Annotated in this window: 24 protein-coding genes and 1 pseudogene; 13 read left to right on the top strand and 12 right to left on the bottom strand. The window is 63.3% G+C overall.

Features of this window, described 5'->3' with window-relative positions; genetic code table 11:
- The first annotated feature begins 488 nt into the window (after positions 1–488).
- Positions 489–1,349, top strand: a complete 861-nt coding sequence (locus tag FQK05_RS15730) for an ATP-binding protein (protein ID WP_158968544.1) — start codon at positions 489–491, stop codon at positions 1,347–1,349.
- A 163-nt stretch (positions 1,350–1,512) separates the two neighbouring features.
- On the opposite strand, the pseudogene FQK05_RS15735 reads toward FQK05_RS15730, so the two are convergent.
- Positions 1,513–1,779 (bottom strand): annotated as a pseudogene (locus FQK05_RS15735) (transposase); the annotation flags it as partial.
- Between the two features lie 765 nt (positions 1,780–2,544).
- On the opposite strand from FQK05_RS15735, the gene FQK05_RS26150 reads away from it, so the two are divergent.
- The gene (locus tag FQK05_RS26150; protein ID WP_233270537.1) at positions 2,545–2,691 is read left to right on the top strand and encodes a hypothetical protein; all 147 of its coding nucleotides are present in this window, start codon (positions 2,545–2,547) and stop codon (positions 2,689–2,691) included.
- Between the two features lie 55 nt (positions 2,692–2,746).
- Here the strand turns inward: FQK05_RS26150 and FQK05_RS15745 are convergent, their stop codons facing one another.
- From FQK05_RS15745 to FQK05_RS15765, 5 genes are all read right to left on the bottom strand, one after another.
- On the bottom strand, positions 2,747–3,442 hold the full coding sequence (locus FQK05_RS15745; RefSeq protein WP_158968546.1) for a DUF7662 domain-containing protein: 696 nt from the start codon (positions 3,440–3,442) through the stop codon (positions 2,747–2,749).
- A 342-nt stretch (positions 3,443–3,784) separates the two neighbouring features.
- Positions 3,785–4,492 carry a hypothetical protein gene (locus FQK05_RS15750; protein ID WP_158968548.1) on the bottom strand — a complete coding sequence of 236 codons (708 nt, stop codon included), beginning with the start codon at positions 4,490–4,492 and terminating at the stop codon, positions 3,785–3,787.
- A gap of 28 nt (positions 4,493–4,520) precedes the next feature.
- Positions 4,521–4,889, bottom strand: a complete 369-nt coding sequence (locus tag FQK05_RS15755) for a hypothetical protein (RefSeq protein WP_158968550.1) — start codon at positions 4,887–4,889, stop codon at positions 4,521–4,523.
- A 482-nt stretch (positions 4,890–5,371) separates the two neighbouring features.
- Positions 5,372–5,620, bottom strand: coding sequence for a hypothetical protein (locus FQK05_RS15760; RefSeq protein WP_158968552.1), 249 nt, complete (start codon positions 5,618–5,620; stop codon positions 5,372–5,374).
- Between the two features lie 540 nt (positions 5,621–6,160).
- Entirely contained in the window at positions 6,161–6,472 is a 312-nt protein-coding gene (locus tag FQK05_RS15765) for an ETC complex I subunit (RefSeq protein WP_158968554.1), read from the bottom strand.
- 131 nt (positions 6,473–6,603) lie between these two features.
- Between FQK05_RS15765 and uvrB the strand changes: the two genes are divergently transcribed.
- Positions 6,604–8,802, top strand: a complete 2,199-nt coding sequence (gene uvrB, locus FQK05_RS15770; protein ID WP_158968556.1) for an excinuclease ABC subunit UvrB — start codon at positions 6,604–6,606, stop codon at positions 8,800–8,802.
- Between the two features lie 78 nt (positions 8,803–8,880).
- On the opposite strand, the gene FQK05_RS15775 is transcribed toward uvrB, so the two are convergent.
- Together FQK05_RS15775 and ettA are read right to left on the bottom strand one after the other, a co-directional pair.
- Positions 8,881–10,203, bottom strand: a complete 1,323-nt coding sequence (locus FQK05_RS15775; RefSeq protein ID WP_158968558.1) for a calcium-binding protein — start codon at positions 10,201–10,203, stop codon at positions 8,881–8,883.
- A gap of 464 nt (positions 10,204–10,667) precedes the next feature.
- Complete coding sequence (gene ettA / locus FQK05_RS15780) at positions 10,668–12,323, bottom strand: energy-dependent translational throttle protein EttA (RefSeq protein WP_158968560.1); 1,656 nt, start codon at positions 12,321–12,323, stop codon at positions 10,668–10,670.
- Positions 12,324–12,472: 149 nt separating this feature from the next.
- Between ettA and FQK05_RS15785 the strand changes: the two genes are divergently transcribed.
- On the top strand, positions 12,473–13,093 hold the full coding sequence (locus tag FQK05_RS15785) for a nicotinate-nucleotide adenylyltransferase (protein WP_158968562.1): 621 nt from the start codon (positions 12,473–12,475) through the stop codon (positions 13,091–13,093).
- Positions 13,094–13,175: 82 nt separating this feature from the next.
- Positions 13,176–14,711 (top strand): D-alanyl-D-alanine carboxypeptidase/D-alanyl-D-alanine endopeptidase, encoded by a 1,536-nt coding sequence (dacB, locus tag FQK05_RS15790; RefSeq protein ID WP_158968564.1) that lies wholly within the window; start codon positions 13,176–13,178, stop codon positions 14,709–14,711.
- Between the two features lie 119 nt (positions 14,712–14,830).
- On the opposite strand, the gene FQK05_RS15795 is transcribed toward dacB, so the two are convergent.
- A complete protein-coding gene (locus tag FQK05_RS15795; RefSeq protein WP_233270555.1) occupies positions 14,831–15,205 on the bottom strand; it encodes a tellurite resistance TerB family protein in 375 nt (124 codons plus the stop codon).
- A gap of 200 nt (positions 15,206–15,405) precedes the next feature.
- On the opposite strand from FQK05_RS15795, the gene FQK05_RS15800 reads away from it, so the two are divergent.
- The 3 genes from FQK05_RS15800 to FQK05_RS15810 all read left to right on the top strand — a co-directional run bounded on the left by FQK05_RS15800 (position 15,406) and on the right by FQK05_RS15810 (position 18,411).
- Positions 15,406–16,980, top strand: a complete 1,575-nt coding sequence (locus FQK05_RS15800) for a lysine--tRNA ligase (RefSeq protein ID WP_158968568.1) — start codon at positions 15,406–15,408, stop codon at positions 16,978–16,980.
- Positions 16,981–17,090: 110 nt separating this feature from the next.
- The gene (locus FQK05_RS15805) at positions 17,091–17,816 is read left to right on the top strand and encodes a DUF4336 domain-containing protein (RefSeq protein ID WP_158968570.1); all 726 of its coding nucleotides are present in this window, start codon (positions 17,091–17,093) and stop codon (positions 17,814–17,816) included.
- A gap of 169 nt (positions 17,817–17,985) precedes the next feature.
- The gene (locus tag FQK05_RS15810; protein WP_233270538.1) at positions 17,986–18,411 is read left to right on the top strand and encodes a DUF4864 domain-containing protein; all 426 of its coding nucleotides are present in this window, start codon (positions 17,986–17,988) and stop codon (positions 18,409–18,411) included.
- Here FQK05_RS15810 and FQK05_RS15815 read toward each other — a convergent pair.
- Positions 18,368–19,159, bottom strand: coding sequence for a hypothetical protein (locus FQK05_RS15815; protein WP_233270539.1), 792 nt, complete (start codon positions 19,157–19,159; stop codon positions 18,368–18,370). The two genes, FQK05_RS15810 and FQK05_RS15815, sit on opposite strands and share 44 nt — an antisense overlap.
- 169 nt (positions 19,160–19,328) lie before the next feature.
- On the opposite strand from FQK05_RS15815, the gene FQK05_RS15820 reads away from it, so the two are divergent.
- From FQK05_RS15820 to FQK05_RS15830, 3 genes are all read left to right on the top strand, one after another.
- Complete coding sequence (locus FQK05_RS15820; RefSeq protein ID WP_158968574.1) at positions 19,329–19,577, top strand: GlsB/YeaQ/YmgE family stress response membrane protein; 249 nt, start codon at positions 19,329–19,331, stop codon at positions 19,575–19,577.
- Positions 19,578–19,739: 162 nt separating this feature from the next.
- Entirely contained in the window at positions 19,740–20,066 is a 327-nt protein-coding gene (locus FQK05_RS15825; RefSeq protein ID WP_158968576.1) for a TFIIB-type zinc ribbon-containing protein, read from the top strand.
- Positions 20,067–20,210: 144 nt separating this feature from the next.
- A complete protein-coding gene (locus FQK05_RS15830) occupies positions 20,211–20,768 on the top strand; it encodes a L,D-transpeptidase (RefSeq protein ID WP_199252689.1) in 558 nt (185 codons plus the stop codon).
- Between the two features lie 9 nt (positions 20,769–20,777).
- Here the strand turns inward: FQK05_RS15830 and FQK05_RS15835 are convergent, their stop codons facing one another.
- Both FQK05_RS15835 and FQK05_RS15840 read right to left on the bottom strand, forming a co-directional pair.
- On the bottom strand, positions 20,778–21,392 hold the full coding sequence (locus FQK05_RS15835; RefSeq protein WP_158968578.1) for an SOS response-associated peptidase: 615 nt from the start codon (positions 21,390–21,392) through the stop codon (positions 20,778–20,780).
- Positions 21,393–21,396: 4 nt separating this feature from the next.
- On the bottom strand, positions 21,397–22,056 hold the full coding sequence (locus FQK05_RS15840) for an arylesterase (RefSeq protein ID WP_233270540.1): 660 nt from the start codon (positions 22,054–22,056) through the stop codon (positions 21,397–21,399).
- A gap of 49 nt (positions 22,057–22,105) precedes the next feature.
- On the opposite strand from FQK05_RS15840, the gene FQK05_RS15845 reads away from it, so the two are divergent.
- Both FQK05_RS15845 and FQK05_RS15850 read left to right on the top strand, forming a co-directional pair.
- The gene (locus FQK05_RS15845) at positions 22,106–22,807 is read left to right on the top strand and encodes an ABC transporter ATP-binding protein (protein WP_158968580.1); all 702 of its coding nucleotides are present in this window, start codon (positions 22,106–22,108) and stop codon (positions 22,805–22,807) included.
- Positions 22,804–25,344, top strand: a complete 2,541-nt coding sequence (locus tag FQK05_RS15850; protein ID WP_158968582.1) for an ABC transporter permease — start codon at positions 22,804–22,806, stop codon at positions 25,342–25,344. The genes FQK05_RS15845 and FQK05_RS15850 overlap by 4 nt, the downstream gene beginning before the upstream one ends.
- The last annotated feature ends 8 nt before the right edge of the window (positions 25,345–25,352 follow it).

Raw genomic sequence — 25,352 nt, forward strand, 5'->3', positions numbered from 1 at the left:
CAGAGCTTCAAGCTCAGTGCGGTCGGCGGGGCCAAGGTAAAGGCAGATATCCGAGCGTCTCATCTCCCACTCATGCCACGAGCGAGCGGCATTGGGAATCCTACGTCAGACGGGGAACACTAGGCGTTGTGATTGCTCGAGCCTCTCAGAACACGCTACGGTCAAAACTGCTTCATAGCGGGGCCGTTCTTCTTCGCGCTCTTCCCAGGGCTGGACGAACCTCTCTGTTGTCAGCTCTGGCCGCCGAAATGGACGATGGTTCAGCAGTGATGTCGGGGGAGCAGCTTGTTTGCATGTCGCATCAAGAAATCCAAACTGCATTCAGCGGGAGAGTCCTGTGTGTCGACGCAATAGATGGGGCGCAAGTACCAAGAGTAGAATCGATTATCCGCTCATGCACCGAACACCAGCGTTCCGCGCCCAGGTTCATTCTAGTGGGCCGAAATGCAAAGACAGATCAAATACTTAGTAGTGCACTGATTGGGATAATGACAGACCTGGAGCTTACGCCGATCCAAGTCATAGAACATTTAAACGATTGCAAACCGCTGATGACTACTCAGGGTCCGTCGAGCACCACGGCCCCTCAAGCCCAATCCACCAATTCGCCCGTGTGGAGCAAAGAAGCCCTTTGGCTACGCGGTGGACTTCCCGAGAGTCTATACGCAGATAGTGACGAGCAAAGCTTCAACTGGAGATTGGATTACCTTGCTTCTCTGCTCAATCAAGATCTGGACTGTTGGGGCATCGATGCAAGTGATCGTCTCCCTGATGTCTTTCAGTATGTCGCCAATACCAACGGCGTGCAATTTGACGATGCGAACTGTGCAAAGAACCTTTCGGTGAAGAGAGAGAGTATCAGAAAGTCACTAAACCTACTTGAAAGGACAGGCCTCATACGTCGCTTGCCGAACTGGCCAGCCGGAAGCAATCAAAGTCTTAACTCCATGCCGATTTTCTACGTCAGAGACTGTGGTTTGCTGCACGCTGCTCTTGGCATTCGGTCCACGGAACAGCTTTGGAGGCACGACGCTCTTGGACACAGTTGGGAGAGCTTCGCAGTCGAGGCGATCGTCAATGCATCAAATGGCAATGCGACGCCTGCGTTCTATCGAGACAAAGAGAAAAACGAGATCGACCTCGTCCTGAGGTTTTCGAGCGACGCGATCTACGCAATCGAGATTAAGGTGAATTCAGATGCGAGGGCGAAAAAAGGTTTTGCGATTGGATGCAATGCAGTTGGAGCAACACAAAGGTTGGTAGTCCACTCCGGCGAAACGGATATCACTTCAGATGAGGGTGTGCCTCGGCTCAAGCTTGTTTCCGCGTTAAGGCAATTGCCACTGTAGCGACTCGCGCCAGGGTCCACTCAATCCAAAGTCTGCTTGTGTAGCGCAGAACCATCAGTGATGCACCCGCAGCGAACTTCCGCTCCCCGCCGATTCTGTGGAAAAACACCCGTTCGCGAGCGCAGAATATCGACGGCTGAACATGGCGCGAGCGCTTTTTCCGTCAGACGTTTCGCGATTGCTGCGGTTCGGGAATGACCTTGGCCAGTTTGCGGAGGTTCTGGGCGGTTGCTGCGAGGAGGAATTCGTCATTTGCGCCGCGTGGACCACGTAATCGCAGCCTGTTCACGCCAAGGATCCGTTTGAGGTGGGCGAAGAGCATCTCGACCTTCTTCCGCAGCTTCATGGAGATGAGGTATTGTTCGGTTTTGGCGATGTCGCGGGCGACCTGGCGGGCGTCTTCATATTCCTCGCGGGTGATCTTACGTGCATCGCCCAGGTGTCGATCATGGAGTTCCCGCAAGCTCGGATTGGACTTCGTCGCAGTTTCCATGATCTCGATGGCTTCTTCGAGCGTCTGGTCCTTGAAGACGGTCATGCTAAGGCGGGCTTCCATCACGGCGTCTTCCCCCTCAACAAGCGCAGGATGCGCGCTGTCCAAGCGGGTCCATCCGAGATCTTGTTGCCGGTCGAAGCGCCTCACTGGACCAGCTGCCCTGAGGAATGACTGAGTAGCCCAACGAAAGTGGGATGCATCCCAGCCCTTCGAAACAGACCCTGGCGGCCTCCTGTGGTCTCATCATCCACAATCTGATCCCGAACTACACGGGAGGGCGCAACACCAACATATGGAGAAGGCGCCCATTGGGCGCCCTACATGGTGATCAAATCTTGGCTTCGCGGGATCCTTGCCCCGATTCCGAGACAACTTTGCCCCGATTTACACAGGGTCTGTAAATCGGGGCAAAGTTGTCTCCATGTGATCCAAAAAACCACCTGTATTCAATGGTTTAGTTTACGACATTTCAGGCTGGGAGCAAGGATTTCGCGAAAATCGGGGTAAGATCCCGCGAAGCCTTGAAATCAAAAAGGAAAAGCCCGCCGAAGCGGGCTTGATCTCCAGATCTACGATGTCTGTTCAGGCCGCGTATTTCGAGCCGACCACGGTGCCGACATCGACAAGGGTGGCTCCGATTCCTGTCCGGTCAGGATTTCGAAATGCCGGGATTTTCCCCTGAAGGACTTCGGTGAAGAGGTGTTCGAAGCGACCGGCTCCATGCTGGCAGGCGTAGGAAATCGGGTGGAGATCGCCGTCGCAGAAGGGATCGGCTTCCGGCAAAGAGGCAATCCTGGCCAGAAGTTCATCCAGATGTTTCCGGCCGAAGACAACATGGCGGACTGAGCCGGGTCCGGATCTGGGCACTAAGGTCGGCAGCGCGGATATTGCGAACGCTCAATCAGAGATTAAGGGGCTCTGTCTCCGTTGCTTCGTCCGCCACGATGGCGGCTTGCTCAAGCAACCTGCGGACGGCCTTGTCGCTCAGGCTCCTTTCCTGCTTGGAGTCACCTTGCGTCAAGGCGCCGATTTGGGTGATCAGATCGAGGCCGATCGCGCCACCACCTTCAAGGTGCTCGAGCATCAGCGCGTTCAAGCGCAGGTTGGTCGCCTGCGTCGGCCCCGGATTCCGATAGGAGCTGAAGCGCCCACGTAAGTTGACGCTCTCGCCGATATAACTGCGCGACGTTTCTTCTGCTGTGATCCGGAAGCGGTAGACCCCGGCCTCTCTAGGGACATCCGGGAAGGCCAATTTCCCGTCCTGCGAAAGTTTGACCTCTCCGCTCGGAAGCCATTCCGCGGTCAACGAGGTCGCAATCGAAGCACCAAAGATAGTGGGAGGAGCCGGCTCGGTTATACGCACGAAACTGACTTCTTCCATCTCCAGAGCGAGACCTTCAGTACGCCATCCAGCCTTCAGCCAGGCAGATGAGTGCCTCTTCCCGCCTTGGTCGTTGTTTGCCCACCACGCGGAATATTTTCTGGAGCTCGGAGGCAGGTCTTGACCGATGATCTCTTCGATGTCGGTAAAGCTCATCCTTACTGTTGTGACATGCAGGGACGAAAGGCGCTCATGCAAAGGATCATAGATGCTCAAGGATTTACTCCAAATGGGTGCGGCTGAGAGCATGAGGCTGAACATCGACGCGATCGTCAATGTCAGGTTCGTATGCGAAGTCGTCTTACGGCGATGCGGCAGGCGGCTCCGCCGTGCCAGATCACTATGGGACGCGCCTCCGGCCCACAGGCAACATTCGCCAGGCAGGCCATCGCTGCGTCGCAGCTTCCCCGAACCGGCCCTTCGTGGCAAGGTGCAGCATCTTCTCCTGGCCCATGTTCCGTAGTGTGGAACGAAGCACCATATCGCTCCGGACGCACATGGGTCCGCTTGCTATTCGCGCTTTGGTTTTGCCCCTACATTTATGTGTCCGCGACGCAACTATTCCGTCTGCGGAGGCGGGGGGGGAACAATAGCTTCTAGCGCTTCGAGGATCGACCGATCTCGCTCTTGTTGCTGTCGGAGCAACTGTTCGATTGCGCGTAGCAAGTCGGTATTCGTATCGCCGATTGTCTGGACCGCGCCCGTAACATCGGCGGACATGCGCTCTAACGCGGTTTGCGAGGCACCAAAGTCGCCTACGATTGCCGTTTGAAGCTCATCTATCTCCCCTCGAACGCTCGCTAGAGCTCTGTCCATGGCTGCAGAGTCTTGAGGTACTCGCCAATACTCTGTGTAGGCGATTTGGGCGACCGAGAAGACGATTGCGAAAATACCAACCAGAATAGCTTTGTTGGCAGCTTTGCTGTTCTTCTCTGCCTCTGTCGAGAAGTTTTCAAGAAATTCCGCTGCCGCAACTTGTAGACCATTCATAATCCTAAGAGCGTTTTCCCCAAAGCCGACGAGATTGCTCAGGCGCTCGGACATGTCGCCAAGGCGCTCATTCGTCTCGTGGGCCGGATGTGGCGGGATATCTATATGTTTGAATATCGCGGGTGAAGGCTCCAAAGCGCTCGGCTTTGGACCATAAGTGCTCTCAAGTCCCTCGCTCTGCTCGAAAAGGTCTTCGCTGACGCTCCGGATGCCAAGATTCTTGCTGCTGCGAAGCCCCCCAAGTGTGTCTTTTATGCCTGCGAACATGTCGGCCATCTTGGCACTCAGTCTTTTGTTCTCGGCCTCAAGAATGTTGAGCAAGTGTTCCGCATCTGGTTGATCTTCGTCTTTTTTTTATTTCCACGTTCGGCTCGAACGATTTGTCATTATAGACAAACTCGCGTGAGAATTGATTCACATCATCCTCGGTGAAAGCGGAAATCTCAGCCTCCGTCGGCTTGCTCGATTTGTCTTCGCCCTCTTGATCCTCGAGGTGCTTCGAAAGTATTATCCCCATAAGTTCACGGATTGCCTCGATGGCATTTGGGGATTCGTCCTTGAAGTGCTTCTCCATGGCAGCGGCGGCTTTAATGGAGTATGAAAATACGTCCCATTCTCCGTTATTCTCTGAGCGAAAGACCCACTGGGGTTTGATGAGCTCTGTCAAGTCCATTCGAAATTCTCGGCCTCTTTGGCTGTATACGCTTCCGTCTTCCTCTACCTTACCTCACTTTCAGTCGTCGAGCAGCAATGGATAGCACTCCGCCGCCCCGGGTAACGCTGCTTTTGTCATTTCCAGAAAGCAGGGTGTTTCCACCCTTGGCGGCACCGTTTGCCATGGATCGCGACTTAAGTACCGCTGCCGTTCGTCTATTAGTCGCGAACGATCGGTTTGCCATCCTCTGTGCCGAGCAACGCAGGTCTGGTGGCGTGGGCTTGGTGAATGTCAGCATCTCGCGATGCGCCTTGGTGAAGGCGCGCATGCGGCAAATGGCCGGAATCCGCCCTTTCGAACCAGGGCAGATCATCATTCAGCGCCGGGCGTGGGCGGTGACTATGGTCCCCTTGAAGCAAACCATGCGCTCCCAAGAGCGATGAGGCTTCATGATCGTGTCTGGTGTTGAGCCCAGTACCCCAGGAGGGCTTCGGGCGGCGTCACTCAGGTCTGATCTCGCGCTGATGGCGAGCAAGAAGCGTGACCAGTCTTCGGCCGGAAATCACCTTCGGGCGATTCAGGTGGATGAGGCCCCTTTCAGCCGGGTCGAGGTCAACTTCGTCGCCACAGACGCGAGCAATGGCGTCGGCGTAGGCATCTGTTGCTGTGACGGGCACCTGACAATTTCTCCAACGCTGATATCGGTTCAGTATCGTAGCGACAGCTTGCGTTGACTTCATCGTCTTCATCGGAGTTCCCACCGCTTCCAAGCGACCTCGTGTCCAGGGTCTCACTATCGCAAGCCAGCCCCACTGCGCCATGCTCAGGCTCGTACGGGGAGAGCACAACGGCACTCCGCCGGATCCGTGGCCCCATGCCGCGAACCGCCGGATCCTCTCCATACGCGAAAGGCGCCGGAGCATCAGCGCCAGCGCCTCTATCACCGTCTTTCAGAAAGCAGTCCAGGGACACCTAGGCGGTACGTTTCGCCCCTGACACCGCTTGCGCAGAATTATGCTTCCGTTTGCGCATTCATCTTCTTTCTCTGACTACGCCTCGCCGAAGCGATCGGCCTCTCATTTCAGTGGCTTCAACAAGCGCAGCATGCGCACCGTCCAAGCCAGTCGATCCGAGAGCCCATGGTCGGTCGAAGCGTCTCACTGGACCAGATGCCGAAAGGAATAACCGCGAAGCCGCCTGAAAGCGGGTACATCCACGCCCTTCAAAATAGACCTCGGCCGGATCTTGTGGCCCATTCGGCCGCAACTTGATCCCGATTTACAACAGGGTCAGTGGGTCCAGGGACCGCGGCGGTCGGTGGCGAAGTTTTCGCCATAGCCGCGGGGGCGGATGTTCGCCTTGCGGGTCTTGGGCTCGATCACCACGGCCTCGATGCCGTGGGCCTCTGCATAGTCGATGGCGGCTTCCTTGGTGGGAAAGCGCAGGTGCACCTGGCTTTGCATGTCCGACGACGACGTCCAGCCCATCAGGGGATCGACCTCGCGCTGCGAGGCGGGCGCGTATTCCAGCGCCCATTCATGGGTCTTGGCCTGGCCCGAGGACATGGCCGTCCGGGCCGGTTTGAAGATGCGGGCGGTCATGGGACGATCTCCAATTTCTGCGGCCCTTGTATCCCTTATGCGCAGCTTTCGGGCAAGTCCCCAATCGCCGCAGGGCCGTGCTTGACCCTGCCCCGCCCCAACTCCCATATGGAACCCGGAGGTCGCCGCCCATGCACAACAACCGCCCCGATCATCTTCCCGTCCTGCACGCCCCTGCCCCAGACGTCCGCGAACGCGAGAAGCTGGAAGGCGGGATCCGTTTCCGCATGCAGACGGAATTCCAGGCCGCCGGCGACCAGCCCACGGCCATTGCCGAGATCGCCGAGGCAATCAAGGCCGGCGAACGCAACCAGGTCCTTCTGGGTGCGACCGGGACCGGCAAGACCTTCACCATGGCCAAGGTGATCGAGGAGACGCAGCGCCCGGCCATCATTCTGGCCCCCAACAAGACGCTGGCGGCCCAGCTTTATGGCGAATTCAAGGGATTCTTCCCGGACAACGCCGTCGAGTATTTCGTGTCCTACTACGACTACTACCAGCCCGAGGCCTATGTGGCGCGGTCGGATACGTATATCGAGAAGGAGAGCCAGATCAACGAACAGATCGACCGGATGCGCCACTCGGCCACCCGGGCGCTTCTGGAACGCGACGACGTGATCATCGTGGCCTCGGTCTCGTGCATCTACGGTATCGGCTCGGTCGAGACCTATGGCGCGATGACCCAGGATCTGAAGGTCGGGCAAAGCTATGACGTCCGCGCCGTGATCGCCGATCTGGTGACACAGCAATACCGCCGCAACGATCAGGCCTTCCAGCGCGGGTCGTTCCGCGTGCGGGGAGACGTGCTTGAGATCTTTCCGGCCCACCTTGAAGACCGGGCGTGGAAACTTTCGTTCTTCGGGGACGAGCTGGAATCGATTTCCGAATTCGATCCGCTGACGGGCGAACGGACCGACAGTTTCGACCAGATCCGCGTCTACGCCAATTCCCACTACGTGACGCCCCGTCCTACGATGAACCAGGCCGTGATCGGCATCAAGAAAGAGCTGCGCCAGCGCCTTGATCAACTGGTCGGCGAAGGCAAGCTGCTGGAAGCGCAGCGGCTGGAGCAGCGGACGAATTTCGACCTAGAGATGCTGGAGGCCACCGGTGTCTGCAACGGGATCGAGAACTACTCCCGCTACCTGACCGGCCGCGCCCCCGGCGAACCGCCCCCCACCCTGTTCGAGTTCATCCCCGACAATGCCATCGTCTTTGCCGATGAAAGCCACGTCTCGGTCCCGCAGATCGGCGGCATGTACCGGGGCGACTATCGGCGCAAGTTCACGCTGGCCGAACATGGATTCCGCCTGCCCTCCTGCATGGACAACCGGCCCCTGAAGTTCGAGGAATGGGACGCGATGCGGCCCCAGTCCGTCTTCGTTTCGGCCACGCCGTCCAGCTGGGAACTGGACCAGGCGGGCGGCGTCTTTACCGAACAGGTCATCCGCCCGACCGGCCTTCTGGACCCGGTGGTGGAAATCCGCCCGGTCGAGATGCAGGTCGACGACCTGCTGGACGAGGTGAAGCGCGTCGCCGCCGCCGGTTACCGTGTGTTGGCCACGGTGCTGACGAAACGCATGGCCGAGGACCTGACCGAATACCTGCACGAACAGGGCGTTCGAGTGCGCTACATGCACTCGGACATCGACACGCTGGAACGGATCGAGATCCTGAGGGACCTGCGCCTCGGCGCCTTCGACGTTCTGGTGGGGATCAACCTGCTGCGCGAAGGGCTCGACATCCCGGAATGCGGTCTGGTGGCCATCCTGGACGCAGACAAGGAAGGGTTCCTCAGGTCCGAAACCTCGTTGATCCAGACCATCGGCCGGGCGGCGCGGAATGCCGAAGGCCGGGTCATCATGTATGCCGACCGCATCACCGGATCGATGGAACGAGCGCTGGCAGAAACCGACCGCCGCCGGGCCAAGCAGATGGCCTACAACGAAGAACACGGCATCACGCCCGCAACGGTGAAGAAGAACGTCGAGGACGTTCTGGCCGGGCTCTACAAGGGCGACACCGACATGTCCCGCGTCACGGCCAAGGTGGACAAGCCGCTGCACGGCGCGAATCTGGAAACGGTGCTGGACGGGTTGCGGACGGACATGCGCAAGGCGGCCGAGAACCTGGAATTCGAGGAAGCGGCAAGACTGCGGGACGAGATCAAGCGGCTGGAAGCCGTGGACCTTGCGGTTTCGGACGATCCTCTGGCGCGCCAGTACGCGGTGGAAAAGGCCGCCGAAGCGGCGGTCGGATCCCGGGGGCGTTCCACCGCCGGCCGCCCCGGCCAACGCGGCGGCAACGTGCAACGGCGGAAGAAGCGGTAGAGCGGGGTTCGCCCTGCCGCTCGCCGACCGATCGAAATGCATCCGGCACCGCACCCCATGCAGGGCCGGGCCTTCTCCTCAGCTATACAGAATATCGATCCCCGGATCGAAGCTTCCCGCCACGCCTTCCAGCAGCACGCTCTGCCCGCCGGCAAAGTCGACCGACAGCAGCACGTCATTGCCCTGGGTTGTGGTCGTCACGTCGTCTTCCGTGATCCCCAGCGCGAAGACGATGCCGTCGAAACCGACCTCGAAATCGGTGATCGTGTCTTGGCCGAAAGCCGCCTCGAAGATGAAGTTGTCGGTGGTCTTGTCGCCGCCCGCCAGACCGCCATTGCCCGAAAGCGTGTCGTTGCCGCGACCGCCGTTCAGGAAGTCCGGGTCGATCCCCGACATCAGCAGGTCATTGCCCGCGCCGCCGTTCAGGTAATCGGTGCCGTCGCCGCCCAGCAGCCGGTCATTGCCCTTCTGGCCGAACATCTGGTTCGTGCCGTCTGCCCCGTCCAGCAGGTCATTGCCGCGGCCCCCATACATGAAGTCGGACCCGTCCTCGCCATAAAGCTTGTCGTTGCCGGCATTGCCGCGCATCGTGTCGTCGCCCTTGCCGCCATACATGACGTCCTTGCCGGCCCCGCCATAAAGCTCGTCCGTACCGCCATTGCCGTCGACCAGGTCCGTGCCGCTGCCGCCACGGACGATGTCGTTGCCCCGGCCGCCCACAAGCGTGTCGTTGCCCTGGTTCCCGAAGAGGATGTCGTCGCCGGCACCGCCATTGACCACGTCGTGGCCCTTGCCGCCCTTGGCATAGTCGTTGTCGGCAGCGCCTTCGATCAGGTCGTGCCCATTGCCGCCGTAAAGCTCGTCATTGCCTTCTGCGCCCAGCAGCCAATCCGCGCCCTTGCCACCATACAGCTTGTCGTTGCCCGTCAGCCCCTCGAACGTGTCATCGCCTGCGTGGCCGCGCGCGATGTCGTCGAAGGACCCGGTGATGTAGACGTCGTCATATTCGCCGCCGAGATACTTGTAGCGCAGCGGGATCACGAGCAGGTCCGGGAAAGTCACGTCCGGATCCGAAGCGTTCGAGTTCAGCGTGTCCAGCGACACGTTCAGGTTCGAGAAGGACCAGGCGTTTTCCGGCGCGTCCAGTTCGTAGGCGAAATAGGTGTCCACCCGCCCGGAATAGCGGCCGGTATCTTCATCATAGGAAAAGCCCGTACCGAACAGCAGCTGCACATAGGTGATCGAACTGTCGAACCCGCCCTGGAAGGTCAGCGTCGCCTGGGTATCGGACAGGACCGTGTATTCGTTATCCTGCTCGGCCAGGCCACGCACGAAGTTCGGGCCGACGAAATAGCCATAGATGGTGACGGTGGTGAAATCTGGCTGGAACTCGCTTGCCATGGCAGCTGCCCTCCCTGTCCTGATGCGGGCCCGTCCGGGCCATTCCGGTGCGCACCGCGGCGGGGACGCAGCGCGAAGTTAACAGCAGACGTCCGAAAAAGTACAGAAAACCCGCGATCCAAGCACCTGTCCCCGGGGACTAGCACCGCCGCGACGCAGGCCGCAAGAGACTGAAATCTTGTAAATTTTTGCGATTCTGACGAAATCTGCGCAAATGTCGCCCGGCGATTGATCACCCCATCGGGGATCCTGGGCGGCACCGCCCCGGCCGGATATTCCGTGGCGGGAAACATCATGTCTGGAATGGGGGCCGAAAGGCTTTGCCGGCCCGCCTTGGGCCCGCGCCGGCACCAACCCGCCGGAGCGTAGCAGATCCCGCAGAACGATGCGGGGCAAGACTTGCCCCGCCACCACGTCCCGGACGTCGACAGGCACGGCGGCCCCCCCCCCCGCCGTGCGCGACGTCAGCGCGCGAACTTCTTGTACTTCAGGCGCTTGGGCTCCAGCGCGTCGGGGCCCAGGCGGCGCTTCTTGTCTTCCTCGTAATCCTCGAAGTTGCCTTCGAACCATTCGACATGGGCGTCGCCCTCGAAGGCGAGGATATGGGTGCAGATCCGGTCGAGGAAAAAGCGGTCGTGGCTGATGACCACGGCGCAGCCGGCGAAATCGACCAGCGCGTCTTCCAGCGCCCGCAGCGTTTCCACGTCCAGGTCGTTGGTCGGTTCGTCAAGCAGCAGCACGTTGCCGCCCGACTTCAGCAGCCGCGCCATGTGCACCCGGTTGCGCTCACCGCCCGACAGCAGGCCAACCTTCTTCTGCTGGTCGCCGCCCTTGAAGTTGAAGGCCGAGCAGTAGGCACGGGAATTCATCTGGGCATCGCCCAGCTCGATGATCTCGGCCCCGCCGGAAATCGCTTCCCAGACGTTGTGGTCCGGGTTCAGGTCGTCGCGGGACTGGTCGACATAGGCCAGCTTCACCGTGTCGCCATATTCCACCGTGCCCCCGTCCGGCGCCTCCTGCCCGGTCAGCATCCGGAACAGGGTCGACTTGCCGGCGCCGTTCGGCCCGATCACACCCACGATGCCGCCCGGCGGCAACGAGAAGGACAGATGGTCGATCAACTGACGGTCGCCATAGTGCTTGGACAGGTCCGTGACCTCGATCACCTTGCCGCCCAGACGGGGCCCGCGCGGAATGACGATCTGGGCCCGGGTGATCTTTTCCCGTTCCGACTGGCCGGCCAGTTCCTCGTAGGCCTGGATCCGCGCCTTGGACTTGGCCTGGCGCGCCTTGGCGCCTTGCTGCATCCATTCCAGTTCGCGCTCCAGCGTCTTCTGGCGCGACTTGTCTTCGCGCGCCTCCTGCGAAAGTCGCTTGGCCTTCTGTTCCAGCCAGGCGGAATAGTTGCCCTCGTAGGGAATGCCCCGCCCGCGGTCGAGTTCCAGGATCCAGCCGGTGATGTCGTCCAGGAAGTACCGGTCGTGGGTGACGATCAGGATCGTGCCCTTGTATTCGATCAGGTGGTTCTGCAGCCAGGCAATGGTTTCCGCGTCCAGGTGGTTGGTCGGTTCGTCCAGCAGCAGCATGTCGGGCGCTTCCAGCAGCAGCTTGCACAGCGCCACACGGCGCCGTTCGCCGCCCGACAGCGACGCCACCTGCGCATCGTCCGGCGGGCAGCGCAGCGCCTCCATCGACACGTCGATCTGTGCGTCCAGGTCCCACAAGTTTGCGGCGTCGATCTTGTCCTGCAGCTCGGCCATCTCTTCCGCCGTCTCGTCGGAATAGTTCATGGCCAGTTCGTTATAGCGGTCCAGGATCGCCTTCTTGTCCGCCACGCCCAGCATGACGTTTTCCCGCACGGTCAGGTTTTCATCCAGCTGCGGTTCCTGCGGCAGATAGCCGACCTTGGCCCCTTCGGCCGCCCAGGCCTCCCCCGAGAAATCCTTGTCGATCCCGGCCATGATCCGCATCAGGGTCGATTTACCGGACCCGTTGACGCCCACGACACCGATCTTAACGCCCGGCAGGAAACTCAGCCGGATGTTCTCGAAGCACTTCTTGCCGCCCGGATAGGTCTTCGAGACCCCGTCCATGTGATAGACATACTGATAGGCCGCCATCGACGTGCTCCCTTGCGCATTGCGGTTGCACCTCGTGTCTTAGTCGCGCCCCGGCGCGCGGGCAACCGGGTTCGGCATGGTCACGCCGCGCGTAGTTCTGCGGACAGGCGATTGATTTCGTGGCCGGTTCATGTGCAATGGCGCCCGACATGGAAATACGCTTGCCCTATCTTGCCCCTGGCCAGTCGGTCGGCCTTCTGGGTGGATCCTTCGATCCCCCACACGAAGGCCATGTCCACATCACCCGCGAGGCGCTGAAGCGGTTCGACCTGGACCGGGTCTGGTGGATGGTCTCGCCCGGGAACCCGCTGAAGGCCCACGGGCCGGCGCCGCTGGAACAGCGGATGGACGCGGCCCGGCGGATCATGCAGCACCCAAGGGTGACCGTGACGGCGATCGAGGCCCGCCTGGGCACCCGGGCCACCGCCGACACGCTGGCAGCGCTGCTGACGCTTTATCCGCACGTGAACTTCGTCTGGCTGATGGGCGCCGACAATCTGGTGCAGCTCAATCGCTGGCGTAACTGGACCTCGATCATGGAAACCGTTCCGGTCGGCGTCCTGGCGCGCCCGGGCGATCGTATCTCGGCCCGGACTTCGGTTGCGGCGCAGCTTTACGCCCGTTACCGGCTGCCGGCCGAGGCAAGCCATCTGCTGGCCCGGGCCAAGGCGCCGGCCTGGTGTTTCGTCAACGTGCCGATGCGGGACCAGAGCTCCAGCGCCATCCGCGCCCGGGGCGGCTGGACCGGCGGCAGCGGCGCCGCCCCCTGACGGCTTACGGAATCGCAACGGGCTGAACGGTCCGTTGAACCCACAGTTGTCCCCCCGCCCCGAACCGGATTATCTGTTTCCCATGCAACCCGTTCAATCGCGCCCCGTTTCGCGCCGCCGGATGATCGGCTCCCTGGCCGTGCTGGCCACCCTGCCCGGCCTGGCCCAGGCCGGCGCCCCGCGCACCTCGCTTCGCCCGCAACTGCGGGGCGGAATCTCCGCCCTGTCCCCCGCCGCCCGCCAGGCCGAGATCAAGACCGGCGCCGAACAGATGGTCAAGGGATCGGGCCTTGCCGGCCGGGTCGGCGTGTCCGTCGCCGACGCGAAGTCGGGCCTGAAACTGGAAAGCTACGAAGGGGATGCGTCCCTGCCGCCCGCCAGCGTCGCAAAGATCCTGACGACGGTCTACGCGCTCGACAGCCTGGGCCCCGACTACCGCTTCCAGACCCAGCTGATCGCCGATGGCGCGCTCTCGAACGGCCGGCTGAACGGCAATCTGATCCTTGCGGGCGGCGGCGACCCGACGCTCGATACGGACACACTGGCCCGCATGGCCGGCTCGCTGAAGTCCGCCGGCGTCCGGGAGGTCACGGGCAAGTTCCTGGTTTATGACGGCTTCCTGCCCTTCACGGCAACCATAGACGAGGAACAACCCGACCATGTCGGCTACAGCCCCGCGGTGGCGGGGATCGCGCTGAACTACAACCGGGTGCATTTCGCCTGGAACCGCACCGCCAAGGGCTATGCCGTTTCGATGGACGGGCGGTCCGACAAGTACCGCCCCGATGTCCAGACAGCCACGATGCAGGTCGTGAATCGCAGCGCCCCGGTCTACACCTATGGTCGCAAGAACGGCATCGACCAGTGGACCGTCGCACAGACCGCCCTTGGCAATTCCGGGTCCCGCTGGCTGCCGGTGCGCAACCCGGCCGACTATGCCGGCGATGTCTTCCGCACCTTCGCCCGCGCCCAGGGCATCGCCCTGCCCGCGGCCAGCGAACTGAACCGCCTCTCCGGCAACAAGCTGACCGTCCTCGTCACGAACCAGAGCGCCCCCCTGCGCGAGATCCTGCGCGAGACGCTGAAATGGTCGAACAACTTGGCGGCAGAGATGATCGGCCTCACCGCCTCGACCGCGCGCGGCGGCAACCCCCGGTCGCTGAAGGATTCCGCCCAGGACATGAACCGATGGCTGGCGGCGAAATTCGGGGTCAAGAACACCAGGATGGTCGACCATTCGGGCCTGGGCGCGGCCTCGCGCACAACCGCCGACGACATGGTCGCGGTTCTTGTCGGCGCCTATCCCGCCGGCCAGTTGCAACCGCTGCTGAAGGACATCCCGATTCGCGACGACCGCGGCCGCACCCTTAAGAACGCACCCTTCGGCGTGGTGGCCAAGACCGGCACACTGAACTTCGTCTCGGGCCTCGCCGGCTATGAAACCGCCCGCGACGGCACCGTCCTGGCCTTTGCCTATTTCTCGGCCGACCTGCCCACCCGCGACCGCCTGACCCGCGCCGAACGCGAACGCCCCCCCGGCGGCCGCGCCTGGAATACCCGCTCGAAAAAACTCCAGCAAAACCTGATCGAACGCTGGGACGCGCTCTACGGCCACTGAACGGGCCCACGCCCCTACTTCTTTGGTCTTCAAATATCTCGGGGGCAGCCCGAAAGGCGTGGGGGCAGAGCCCCCGTCCACCGTCATACCGAAGCGCCGGCCCCGAAAGGCCATAGCCTTCAGGTCATGAACCGCGCCCGTGCGCCCCGTTCGATGGCCGCCGCGTGCAGGCGGTCGATGTCCAGTTCATAGCGGATCTCCTGCAGGATCCGCAGTTCCGACGGCGCCAGTTTCCCGTCCGAGGCCGCAACCTCGCAGGCCAGCGCATAGCCCGTCTCGAAAAGCCGCTCCGGCAGGTTCTCGCGGACCAGCCCGAACAGCGCATCCAGCCCGTCGACCTGCTCGAACAGGTCAAAGACCACCTGCGCCACGACCTTCACCCGGTCGATGTCATAATCGGCAAAGACCGGAAGCATGTTGATGGCGGATTCGATCTGAACCAGCTCGGCCGTGCGCATGTCCTCGTCCGAGGCCGACACGGCGATCATCAGCATCACCAGGCAGTCCTGCGGGCTTAGCACATGGGGTTCGGTCTGGGTCTGTTCTTCGGCCAATGGGTCTGTCCCTTGCATCAGGCTGTGGTCTTGCGCACCGGCAAAATATTGACGGCCCGGGACGAGCACAATAGGTAGCGGCCGAAACCATGTCGGGCGCCCGCGTTTGGGCGCCCTTTCCGATTCGGAGCCCCACCAACATGTCCGACCTTCGCGACGCCGCAATGAATTCCAAAGCCTGGCCCTTTGAAGAGGCCCGCCGGATTCTGAAGCGGTACGAAAAGAAGGCGCCGGAAAAGGGCTATGTCCTTTTCGAAACGGGCTACGGCCCCTCGGGCCTGCCCCATATCGGCACCTTCGGCGAGGTCGCGCGGACGACGATGATCCGCCGCGCGTTCCAGATCATCTCGGACATCCCGACGCGCCTCTTCTGCTTTTCCGACGACATGGACGGCATGCGCAAGGTGCCCGGCAACGTGCCGAACCAGGAGATGCTGCAGGAACATCTGCAAAAGCCCCTGACCGCAGTCCCGGACCCGTTCGGCGAATATGACAGCTTTGGCCACCACAACAACGCCATGCTGCGCCGCTTCCTCGACACCTTCGGGTTCGAATACGAGTTCATCTCGGCCACGGAATTCTACAAGTCCGGCCAGTTCGACCCGATGCTTCTGCGCGCCGCCGAACGCTATGACGACCTGATGAAGATCATGCTGAAGTCGCTCCGCGAGGAACGTCAGCAGACCTATTCGATCTTCCTCCCGATCCATCCGGAAACCGGCCGCGTGCTTTATGTCCCGATGAAGGAGGTGAACGCCAAGGACGGCACCATCACCTTCGACGACGAAACCGGCCGCGAATGGACCCTGCCCGTAACGGGTGGCAACGTGAAGCTGCAGTGGAAGCCCGATTTCGGCGCCCGCTGGGCACAGCTGGGCGTCGATTTCGAGATGTACGGCAAGGACCATTCCACCAACACGCCGATCTATGACGGCATCTGCCGCACCCTTGGCGTGACCCCGCCGGAACATTTCACGTATGAGCTGTTCCTGGACGACAAGGGCGAGAAGATCTCGAAATCCAAGGGCAACGGGCTGTCGATCGACGAATGGCTGACCTATGCCTCGGCGGAAAGTCTTTCGTACTTCATGTACCAGAAGCCCAAGACGGCAAAGCGGATGTTCTTCGACGTGATCCCGAAGGCTGTCGACGAATATCACCAGCAGCTGCGCGCCTATGCCGACCAGGATGCCAAGGCGCGGGTGAACAACCCGGTCTTCCACATCCACGGCCACAACGTGCCGACATCGGACATGGTCGTGTCCTTCGCGATGTTGCTGAACCTCGCCTCCGTCTCGGGCGCCGAGGACAAGGAGACGCTGTGGGGCTTCATCCGCCGCTATGCACCCGACGCCGGGCCCGAAACGCATCCGGGCCTGGACCAGGCCGCGGGCTTTGCCGTGCGCTACTTCAACGACTTCGTGAAACCGACACGGGTCTACCGCGCGCCGACCGATGCAGAGCGTGAAGCGCTGGAAGCGCTGAAGGCAGAACTGCTGGCCTATGACGGCCCGCTGGATGACGAGGCGCTGCAATCCGTGGTCTATGCCGTCGGCCGCGACCGCTTCGATCCGCTGCGCGACTGGTTCACCGCGCTATACGAGGTGCTGCTGGGCGCGTCCCAGGGCCCGCGTTTCGGCGGTTTTATCGCTCTTTTCGGCGTTCAGGATACCGTCGACCTCATCGATCAGGCACTGGCCGGCAAGCTCGGCTAAGGTCTGCCGAGCGCCCGCCTGCCGGGTGCCATGTCGCAACGAATCGCTTATCCCTGCCCTTGCCGACCCGCCCGGGCCGGCAGGGGTCCATTTCATTGGGGGGGGGCACCATGAAGGTCTACGATCCCCTGGATCGGCTGAAGCCGGTAGCTGACGACATCTGGCTGATCGACGGCCCGACGATCCGCTTCTACGGCCTGCCCTTCCCGACGCGGTCGACCGTTATCCGCCTGGCCTCGGGCGAGGTCTGGGTTCACTCGCCCATCCGGCTGACGCACGACCTGGCGAACGCGGTCCGCGCCCTGGGCCCCGTCCGCCACCTGATCGCCCCGAACGAGATCCACTATGCCTATGTCGGTGACTGGCAGGTGGCCTTCGACCAGGCGACGACCTGGGCCGCGCCCGGTGTGGTGGAACGCGCCGCATCGCGCGGGATGACACTGCATGTCGACGACATTCTGGACAATTCCGCGGCGCCCTCCTGGTCGGGCGAGATCGAGCATCTGCTGGTCGAAGGCAGCGCAGTTCACCGAGAAGTCGTGTTCTTCCACCGTGCCTCGCGCAGCCTGATCCTGACCGACCTGATCGAGAATTTCGAACCGTCGCGGGTCCCGTTCTGGTTCCGCCCGCTGGCCCGGCTGGCGGGGATCGCCGATCCCCATGGCAGCATGCCACGGGACATGCGGGCAACCTTCGGCAGCCACCGGGACCAGTTGCGGTCGGCCATCGACCAGATGCTGGCATGGGAGCCGGAACGCGTGATCCTGGCCCATGGCCGCTGGTATGCGACCGACGGCACCGCCGAATTGCGCCGGGCCTTCGATTTCCTCTACTGACCTGATCTGTATCTGAAAAAGGGAACCGCGCCGGGCCGCGCAGGCCGGCGAGGCATGGGCGTGGGACGAGGCCCGGCGCAGTTCGTTAACCCATCGTTAAAATCCCGCTGGACAGACTTCCGCGCCGCGCTAGATATCCAAAGTCATTCTTCTGACGGAGCACACGCGCTTGATCCTGCGCCGCACTTTTCTGACTGCTGCCCTGCTGTCCGGCCTTGCCCTTCAGGGCGCGGCTCAGTCGTTGCCGCTCTCTCCAGCCATCGGCATCCACTCCACCATCACGGCGCAGATCGATGCCTTCCGCGCCGACGACTTTCCCCGGGCCTTTAGCTATGCCAGTCCGACGCTTCGCAAGGTCTTCCGCACGCCCGACAATTTCCGCGCCATGGTCCAGTTCGGCTATCCCATGGTCTGGAAGCCCGCCGACCTGCGGTTCCTGGAATTGCGCGAAGCCGGGGGCCTGTACTGGCAGCGGGTCATGATCACGGACGCTGCAGGCGACGTCTACCTTCTCGACTACCAGATGATCCGGTGCGCCGAGGGCTGGCGGATCAACGCCGTTCAGCCGCTGCCAATTCTTGAACCCGCGGTCTGACACCCGGCGAACGTGACCGGCGTTCCGGAGGCAGCCGACCGCTCAGCCGTTGCCCCAGCGTGCCCTTGCCCAGGTCCTGCCAGATATCGACCCGCAGGCCCACGCTCGACTCGCCACCGAAGTGGCGGAACTCGACGCCCAGAACCCAGGTCTCCTTCCGGAAGCCGCGGATCATCAGCGACGGCACGAAGGACCCGCCCGTGCCTTCGTCGGGAATATAACCCGTCTCCAGCTTCAGAAGCGGCCGCAGCTTCATCCCCGAAGATTGGCCCAGCGCGATGTCCAGCTTCCACAGCGGCTCCGGGTTGCCCAGGCGCCGGTCATAGCTTGCATCCACCGCCCACCAGGCATTGCCCCAGCGATTGGTGAACCCCTGCCCCGCGCCATAGCCCACCTTGTAGAAGCCCCACCAGTCCGGCCCCCAGTGATGTCCGCCCAGCCCGACCTCTATCGCCTGCCGGATCGCGGCATCCTTCCGACCCAGCGGCAGACGCGCGAAGATCAGCGCGTGGCCCGTCACTGTCGGCGTCTCGTTCACGTCGACGCCCATGGTCCACCAGTCGGTCAGGCCGTATTCCAGATAGATCTTCTGTTCGTTGTTCGGCACGATCCGCGATGGACGCAGCGTCGCCCCGAAGGACAGGAAGCCCGCGCCCTTGTCCCGCAGCCACGCCCCCGCCAGCACCGGCGTACCCATGGCCAGCCAGACCAGCATTCCCAGCACAAGACATGACGGACCTCTCACCACCAGCCACCTCCCCCGGCAGGGTCGGACGGTAAGGTTAACAAAGAATTAGCCGGCGCCCGGAACATTCACGTTCCCGTGGACGTTTTCCCGGTGTCGCAGTAGGCCATGGGCAGGGACAAAAGGCGTCCGGCCCTGCTTTGGTCCGACGCGACGGGACAGGAGACCGAAAATGACCCTTACAGCGCTTCTTACCATGCTGGCCATCGGTCTGGTCGCCGGATGGCTGGCCAGTTTCATCGTCGGCGGGCGCGGCTTGCTGAGCTATCTTGTCTCGGGCGTGATCGGGGCCTTCGTGGGACCGGTCCTTCTGGGCGCACTTGGCATCAGCTTCAGCATCGGCAGCCCGCTGGTGACTCAGATCCTGGTATCCGCCATCGGCGCCATCGTCGTGGTACTAATAGCGCGCCTTGTCGCCTGATATGCAGTCGCCTGACATGATGGCCTGACCTGCCACGACACCCTGGCAAGACAACGGCCCCCCGTCGGGGACTGGGCCGGCAGACCGCCCGTGCTGCCGGAGGTTTTTCCGAAGTCTTCCGCACCTCAACCGGACCCGCGTCTCAATCGGAAAGGAACCGACATGAAATGCCCGATCGATGGAACCGAGCTTCTGATGACCGAACGCTCCGGGGTCGAGATCGACTATTGCCCGAAATGCCGCGGTGTCTGGCTGGACCGGGGCGAGCTCGACAAGATCATCGAACGGGCCGAACCGCAGGCGCGGCCCGCGACGCGCCCCGAAGATCCAAGACAACCCGAACCGCAGCCGCAGCCGGATTTTCGCGACCCGGAACCGGCACCGGTATGGGCCCGAGAGGACTTTTCCGGCTCCGGCTCCCGCTCAGGCAAGCCCTACCGCAAGAAGAAACGGGGCGGCTTTCTGGGAGAGATCTTCGACTTCGACTGATCGCCTTCCGGCCCCAGCCGGGGTGCGCCAAAGCGATCACGCCTGCGTGGTTCCTGCGCGGCGCGGATTGACCTTGGCGTCAACTGCTGGAAACTTGTTTTCGGCGAACGAGATACCCAGACCGGGAAACCATTGGGGGACACGATGATCAACCGTCGCACATTCATTGCCGCTGCGGGCGCTGCCACCGCTGCCGCGGCCCTGCCCGAAATCGCACTTGCACAGACCTTCGACGCAACGCCTCAGGTCGTGGATATCAAGTCGACCTATGTGCCTGGCCAGCTGCTGGTCCTGCCGCGGTCCTATTACCTGTACTGGGTGACCGAACCCGGCAAGGCGATCCGCTATGGCGTCAGCGTCGGCAAGGCCGGGTTGGAATTCACCGGTCAGGCCGTGATCGGCGCCAAGAAGGAATGGCCGACCTGGCGACCCACGCAGGAAATGATCCAGCGCGATCCGGGTACCTATGGCAAGTTTGCCGGCAACAACTATGTCGAACCCGGCGGCCCAAACAACCCGCTGGGCGCCCGTGCGCTCTACCTGTTCCAGGACGGGCGTGACACCTACTTCCGGATCCACGGCACCAATGCGGTGAACAGCATCGGACGGTCCGCCTCGAACGGATGTATCCGGATGATCAACGACCACGTCATCGACCTTTACGGCCGGGTGCCGCTGGGAACCCAGGTCACCGTACTCTGATCCTGCCAATCAGGGGGCCGACCAGTCGACCCCCTCGGCCTTTTCGACCGACAGGCGCCCGTCCGGCCAGGGACGGAACAGGTGGTCGACCTCCTCCTCGCCCGACAGCCACAGGCCCACGTCTTGGCGGTCCAGTATCACGGCCATGCGGTGATGCACCGGCGCCACGTCCCGTGACGGCGCGCAGGTGATGGTGGCCAACTGGTGGACCTCCACCCCGCCCGGGCCTTTCCAGACATCGGTGATCGCCGCGAACAGAAGCAGACCGCCGCCCTTGGGTGAGATGCGCCAGGCCGTCTTGCGGCGTTTCTCGCCCGTCCATTCGTACCAGCCGTTCACCGGCAGCACCGCACGCCCCGTGCCTTCGAAGGCCGACTTGCCCAGCAGCGTTTCGGACCTGGCGTTGATGATCGTCTCCATCACCGGGCGGCCGCGGGCGTTGACGCGGCCCACCGGGATCATCCCCCAGCGCATCCGGGTCAGGCCCTCGGCGGTCAGGGCCACGACCTCCTGCCCCGGCGCGATGTTAATGCGGGGCCTTTCATTGGCGATGGGATCGGACGGCACGCCCAGCGCCTGCCCCAGTTCCGCCGGTGTCGCGGTCAGGAAGACGCGGCCGGGCACGGGATCACCTTCCGGCTTCGCGGGCGGCGTCGATCAGGTCCAGCACCGCGGGGCCGATGTCCTGAACCACGAGCGTGACCCCTTGGGCATTCGGGTGAAGCCCGTCCGCCTGGAAGTACCGACCCTGCGCTTCGGCAAAATCCGGAACCTCTGCCGCGATGCCGTCGAAGAAACCCGGCACCAGCGGCACGTCATGCACGGCAGCCAGGTCGGGATAGATCGCGTCGAAGGCTTCCTTGTAGTCCGGGCCCCAGTTGCCGGCGGCTTCCATCCCCACCAGCAGCACCTCGACCCCGGCATCGTCCGCTGCGGTCAGGATCTGGTCCAGGTTGGCCCGCGTCACGGCCGGGTCGATGCCCCGCAGCATGTCGTTGGCGCCCAGTTCGACGATCATGGCGCCGACCTCGGGCGTCAGGGTCCAGCCCACGCGAGCCGCGCCCCCTGCCGAGGTATCGCCCGACACGCCCGCATTCACCAGAACCGCGTCGGCGCCCTGATCGTTCAGCCAGCGCTGCAGTTGCGGCACGAAGCCCTGATCCGCCGGCAGGCCATATCCCTGCGTCAGACTGTCGCCAAAGGCCGCGATGGTCAGCGGATCGGCCCAGCCGGCGCAGGGAAAGGCCAGCAGAGCGGCCGATACCGCGCCGATCATTTTCTTGCGCATCTCGTTTCCGGCTCCATATCCCAAGGGCACACCAGGTGAATGAGGCCACATGTCCGACCCCGTCCTGTCCCTTCAAGATGCGGCTTTGTGGCTGAATGGCAATGCCGGGCGCGTGGATATCCTCCGCGGCATCACGCTGGAGGTGATGCGGGGCGAAACGCTGGGCCTGATCGGTCCTTCCGGGTCAGGCAAGTCGTCGCTTCTGATGCTGATGGGCGGCCTTGAACAGGCAACGGGCGGCACGATCACCGCCCTGGGCCGGGACCTTACGGCGATGGACGAGGACGCGCTGGCCCGGTTCCGCCGCGACCACATGGGCATCGTGTTCCAGAGCTTTCACCTGATCCCCACCATGACCGCGCTGGAAAACGTGGCAACCCCGCTGGAACTTGCCGGCCATCGCGACGCCTTCGACCGCGCCGCGGCAGAGCTGGAGACCGTGGGGCTGGGCCACCGCGCCGGGCACTATCCCTCTCAGCTGTCGGGCGGCGAACAGCAGCGCGTGGCGCTGGCCCGCGCCTCGGCACCGCGGCCGGATATCCTACTGGCGGACGAACCGACCGGGAACCTGGACGAAACGAACGGCGCTGCGATCATGGATATGCTTTTCGGTCTGCGCGACCGGCACGGCGCCACGCTGGTGCTGGTCACCCATGCGCCCGACCTGGCCCGACGCTGCGACCGGGTGATCCGCCTGCGCGACGGCCGCATCGCCGAAGACGATGCCGCGCCAGAGGCCGCCGCGGAATGAGCCTGCCCATCGCCGCCCGTCTCGCCACCCGCGAACTGCGCGGCGCGTTCCGCAGCGGCGTTCGGGGCTTCCGCATCTTCCTGGCCTGTCTGGCCCTTGGCGTGGCCGCCATCGCCGCCGTCGGATCGGTCCGGTCGGCCATCGAGGAAGGCCTGGCCCGCGAAGGCGCGGCCCTTCTGGGCGGCGATGCCGAGATCGGGCTGACCTATCGTTTCGCCACCGACAGCGAAAAGGCCTGGATGGACAGCCATGCAGACGCGGTATCGGAAATCGTGGACTTCCGGTCCATGGCGACCGTCCCCCGCGATGGAACCGAGGACCGCGCCCTGACGCAGGTGAAGGCCGTCGACGGCCTCTATCCCCTTGTCGGTGCGGTGGACCTGCAACCCGCGATGGACCTGAAGACAGCGCTGGCCGGACAGGACGGCATCCCCGGGGCGGTCATGGAACCGGTGCTGAGCGACCGTCTGGGGCTGGACCCGGGCGACAGGTTCCGGCTGGGCCGGCAGGATTTCGTCCTGACGGCAACGCTGCAGGCCGAACCTGACGATGCCTCTGCCGGGATCGGCCTTGGCCCCCGGACCATCGTCCTGACCGAAGACCTGGCGCAATCCGGCCTGCTGGCGCCCGGCACGCTGTTTTCCACGAAATACCGGCTGGACCTGCCGCCCGGCGCCGACCTGGCAACGGTCGAGGCGCAGGCGCAGGAGGCCTTTGGCAAGGCGGGACTGGACTGGGCCGATGCACGGAACGGCGCGCCGGGCATCACGCGCTTTGTCGAACGGCTGGGCGCCTTCCTGATCCTCGTGGGCCTTTCGGGGCTGGCCGTGGGCGGCGTCGGCGTTTCGGCGGCTGTCCGGTCCTATCTGGCCGACAAGACGGCCGTCATCGCCACACTGCGGACGCTGGGCGCGGATCGCGGCACCGTCTTCCTCACCTATTTCCTTCAGATCGGTGCCCTTTCCATCGTCGGCATCCTGCTGGGCCTGGCCCTAGGCGCCGCCCTGCCCCTGGCTTTCGCGCCCATCATTTCGGCACAGCTACCGATTCCGGCGGTCTTTTCGATCTATGCCGGGCCGCTGGTCGAGGCCGCACTTTACGGCATCCTGACGGCGCTGATCTTCACCCTGTGGCCCCTTGCCCGGACAGAGGAGGTGCGCGCGGCGACGCTGTTCCGCGATGCCCTGTCCTCGGCCCGGTTGCTGCCGCATTGGCGGTATCTGGTGGCGACTGCCGTCGGACTGGCGGCCCTGATTGGGCTGGCCGCGTGGTTCAGCGGCGCGGTATTGTTGACGCTGTGGACCACGGGCGGGATGGTTGCGGCGCTGATCGTTCTGGCTCTGACCGCCGGCCTGGCGCGGCTGGCGGCCCGGGCAGGCAGCCAGCTGGCGCGGGGGCGGCCGGTGCTGCGCTGGGCCCTGGCCGCCATTGCCGGCCCGCGTGAAGGTGCGGGCGCAGTGGTCCTGTCGCTTGGGCTGGGCCTATCGGTCCTGTCCGCCGTGGGGCAGATCGACGGAAACCTGCGGGGCGCGATCACCGGGTCCCTGCCCGAAGTCGCGCCGTCCTATTTCTTCATCGACATCCAGAAGGACCAGATGCCGGCCTTCATGGCGCGGCTGGAAAGCGATAATGCGGTCCACCGGGTGGAAAGCGCCCCCATGCTGCGGGGTATCATCACGCAGATCAATGGCCGCCCCCCGGCCGAGGTCGCAGGCGACCATTGGGTCCTGCAAAGCGATCGCGGCGTGACCTATTCCGCCGCACCGCCCGAAGGCACGACGATCACGGCGGGCGAATGGTGGGACGAAGACTATGCCGGCGTTCCCCAGATCAGCTTTGCAGCCGAGGAAGCGGCCGAGATGGGCCTGAAGCTGGGCGACACGATGACCGTGAACATACTTGGCCGGGACGTGACGGCGACGATCACCAGCTTCCGCGAGGTCGATTTTTCCACCGCTCGGATGGGTTTTCTGATCGCCATGAATCCGGGCGCACTGCAGGGGGCGCCCCACAGCTTCATCGCCACGGTCTATGCCGACGCCCCGGCCGAAGCCGCGATCCTGCGCGACCTGGCGGGACAGTTCCCCAACATCACCGCCGTGCGGGTACGCGACGCGATCGACCGCGTGGCGGACCTTCTGTCAGGACTGGCCGCGGCCACGTCCTATGGCGCGGCCGTCACCCTTCTGACGGGGTTCCTGGTCCTGATCGGTGCCGCGGCCGCAGGCACCGGCGCACGCACCTACGAGGCGGCGGTCCTGAAGACGCTGGGCGCCGGGCGCGGCCGGATCCTGGCAAGCTTTGCCCTGCGCGCGGCCCTTCTGGGGGCCACGGCCGGTGCAGTCGCCCTGTGCGCCGGTCTGGCCGGCGCCTGGGCGGTCACGCATTTCGTGCTGGAAACCGGGTTCTCGGTGATCTGGCCCGCCGCCATCGGCGTCGTGGCCGCAGGGGTCCTTGCCACGTTGCTGGCCGGACTGGCCTTTGCCTGGGCTCCTCTGGCCGCGCGGCCTGCGCGGGTCCTGCGCGCCCGGGAGTAAGACCTGCC

This window comes from Chachezhania sediminis, assembly GCF_009765275.1.
Classification (GTDB): Bacteria; Pseudomonadota; Alphaproteobacteria; order Rhodobacterales; family Rhodobacteraceae; genus Chachezhania; species Chachezhania sediminis.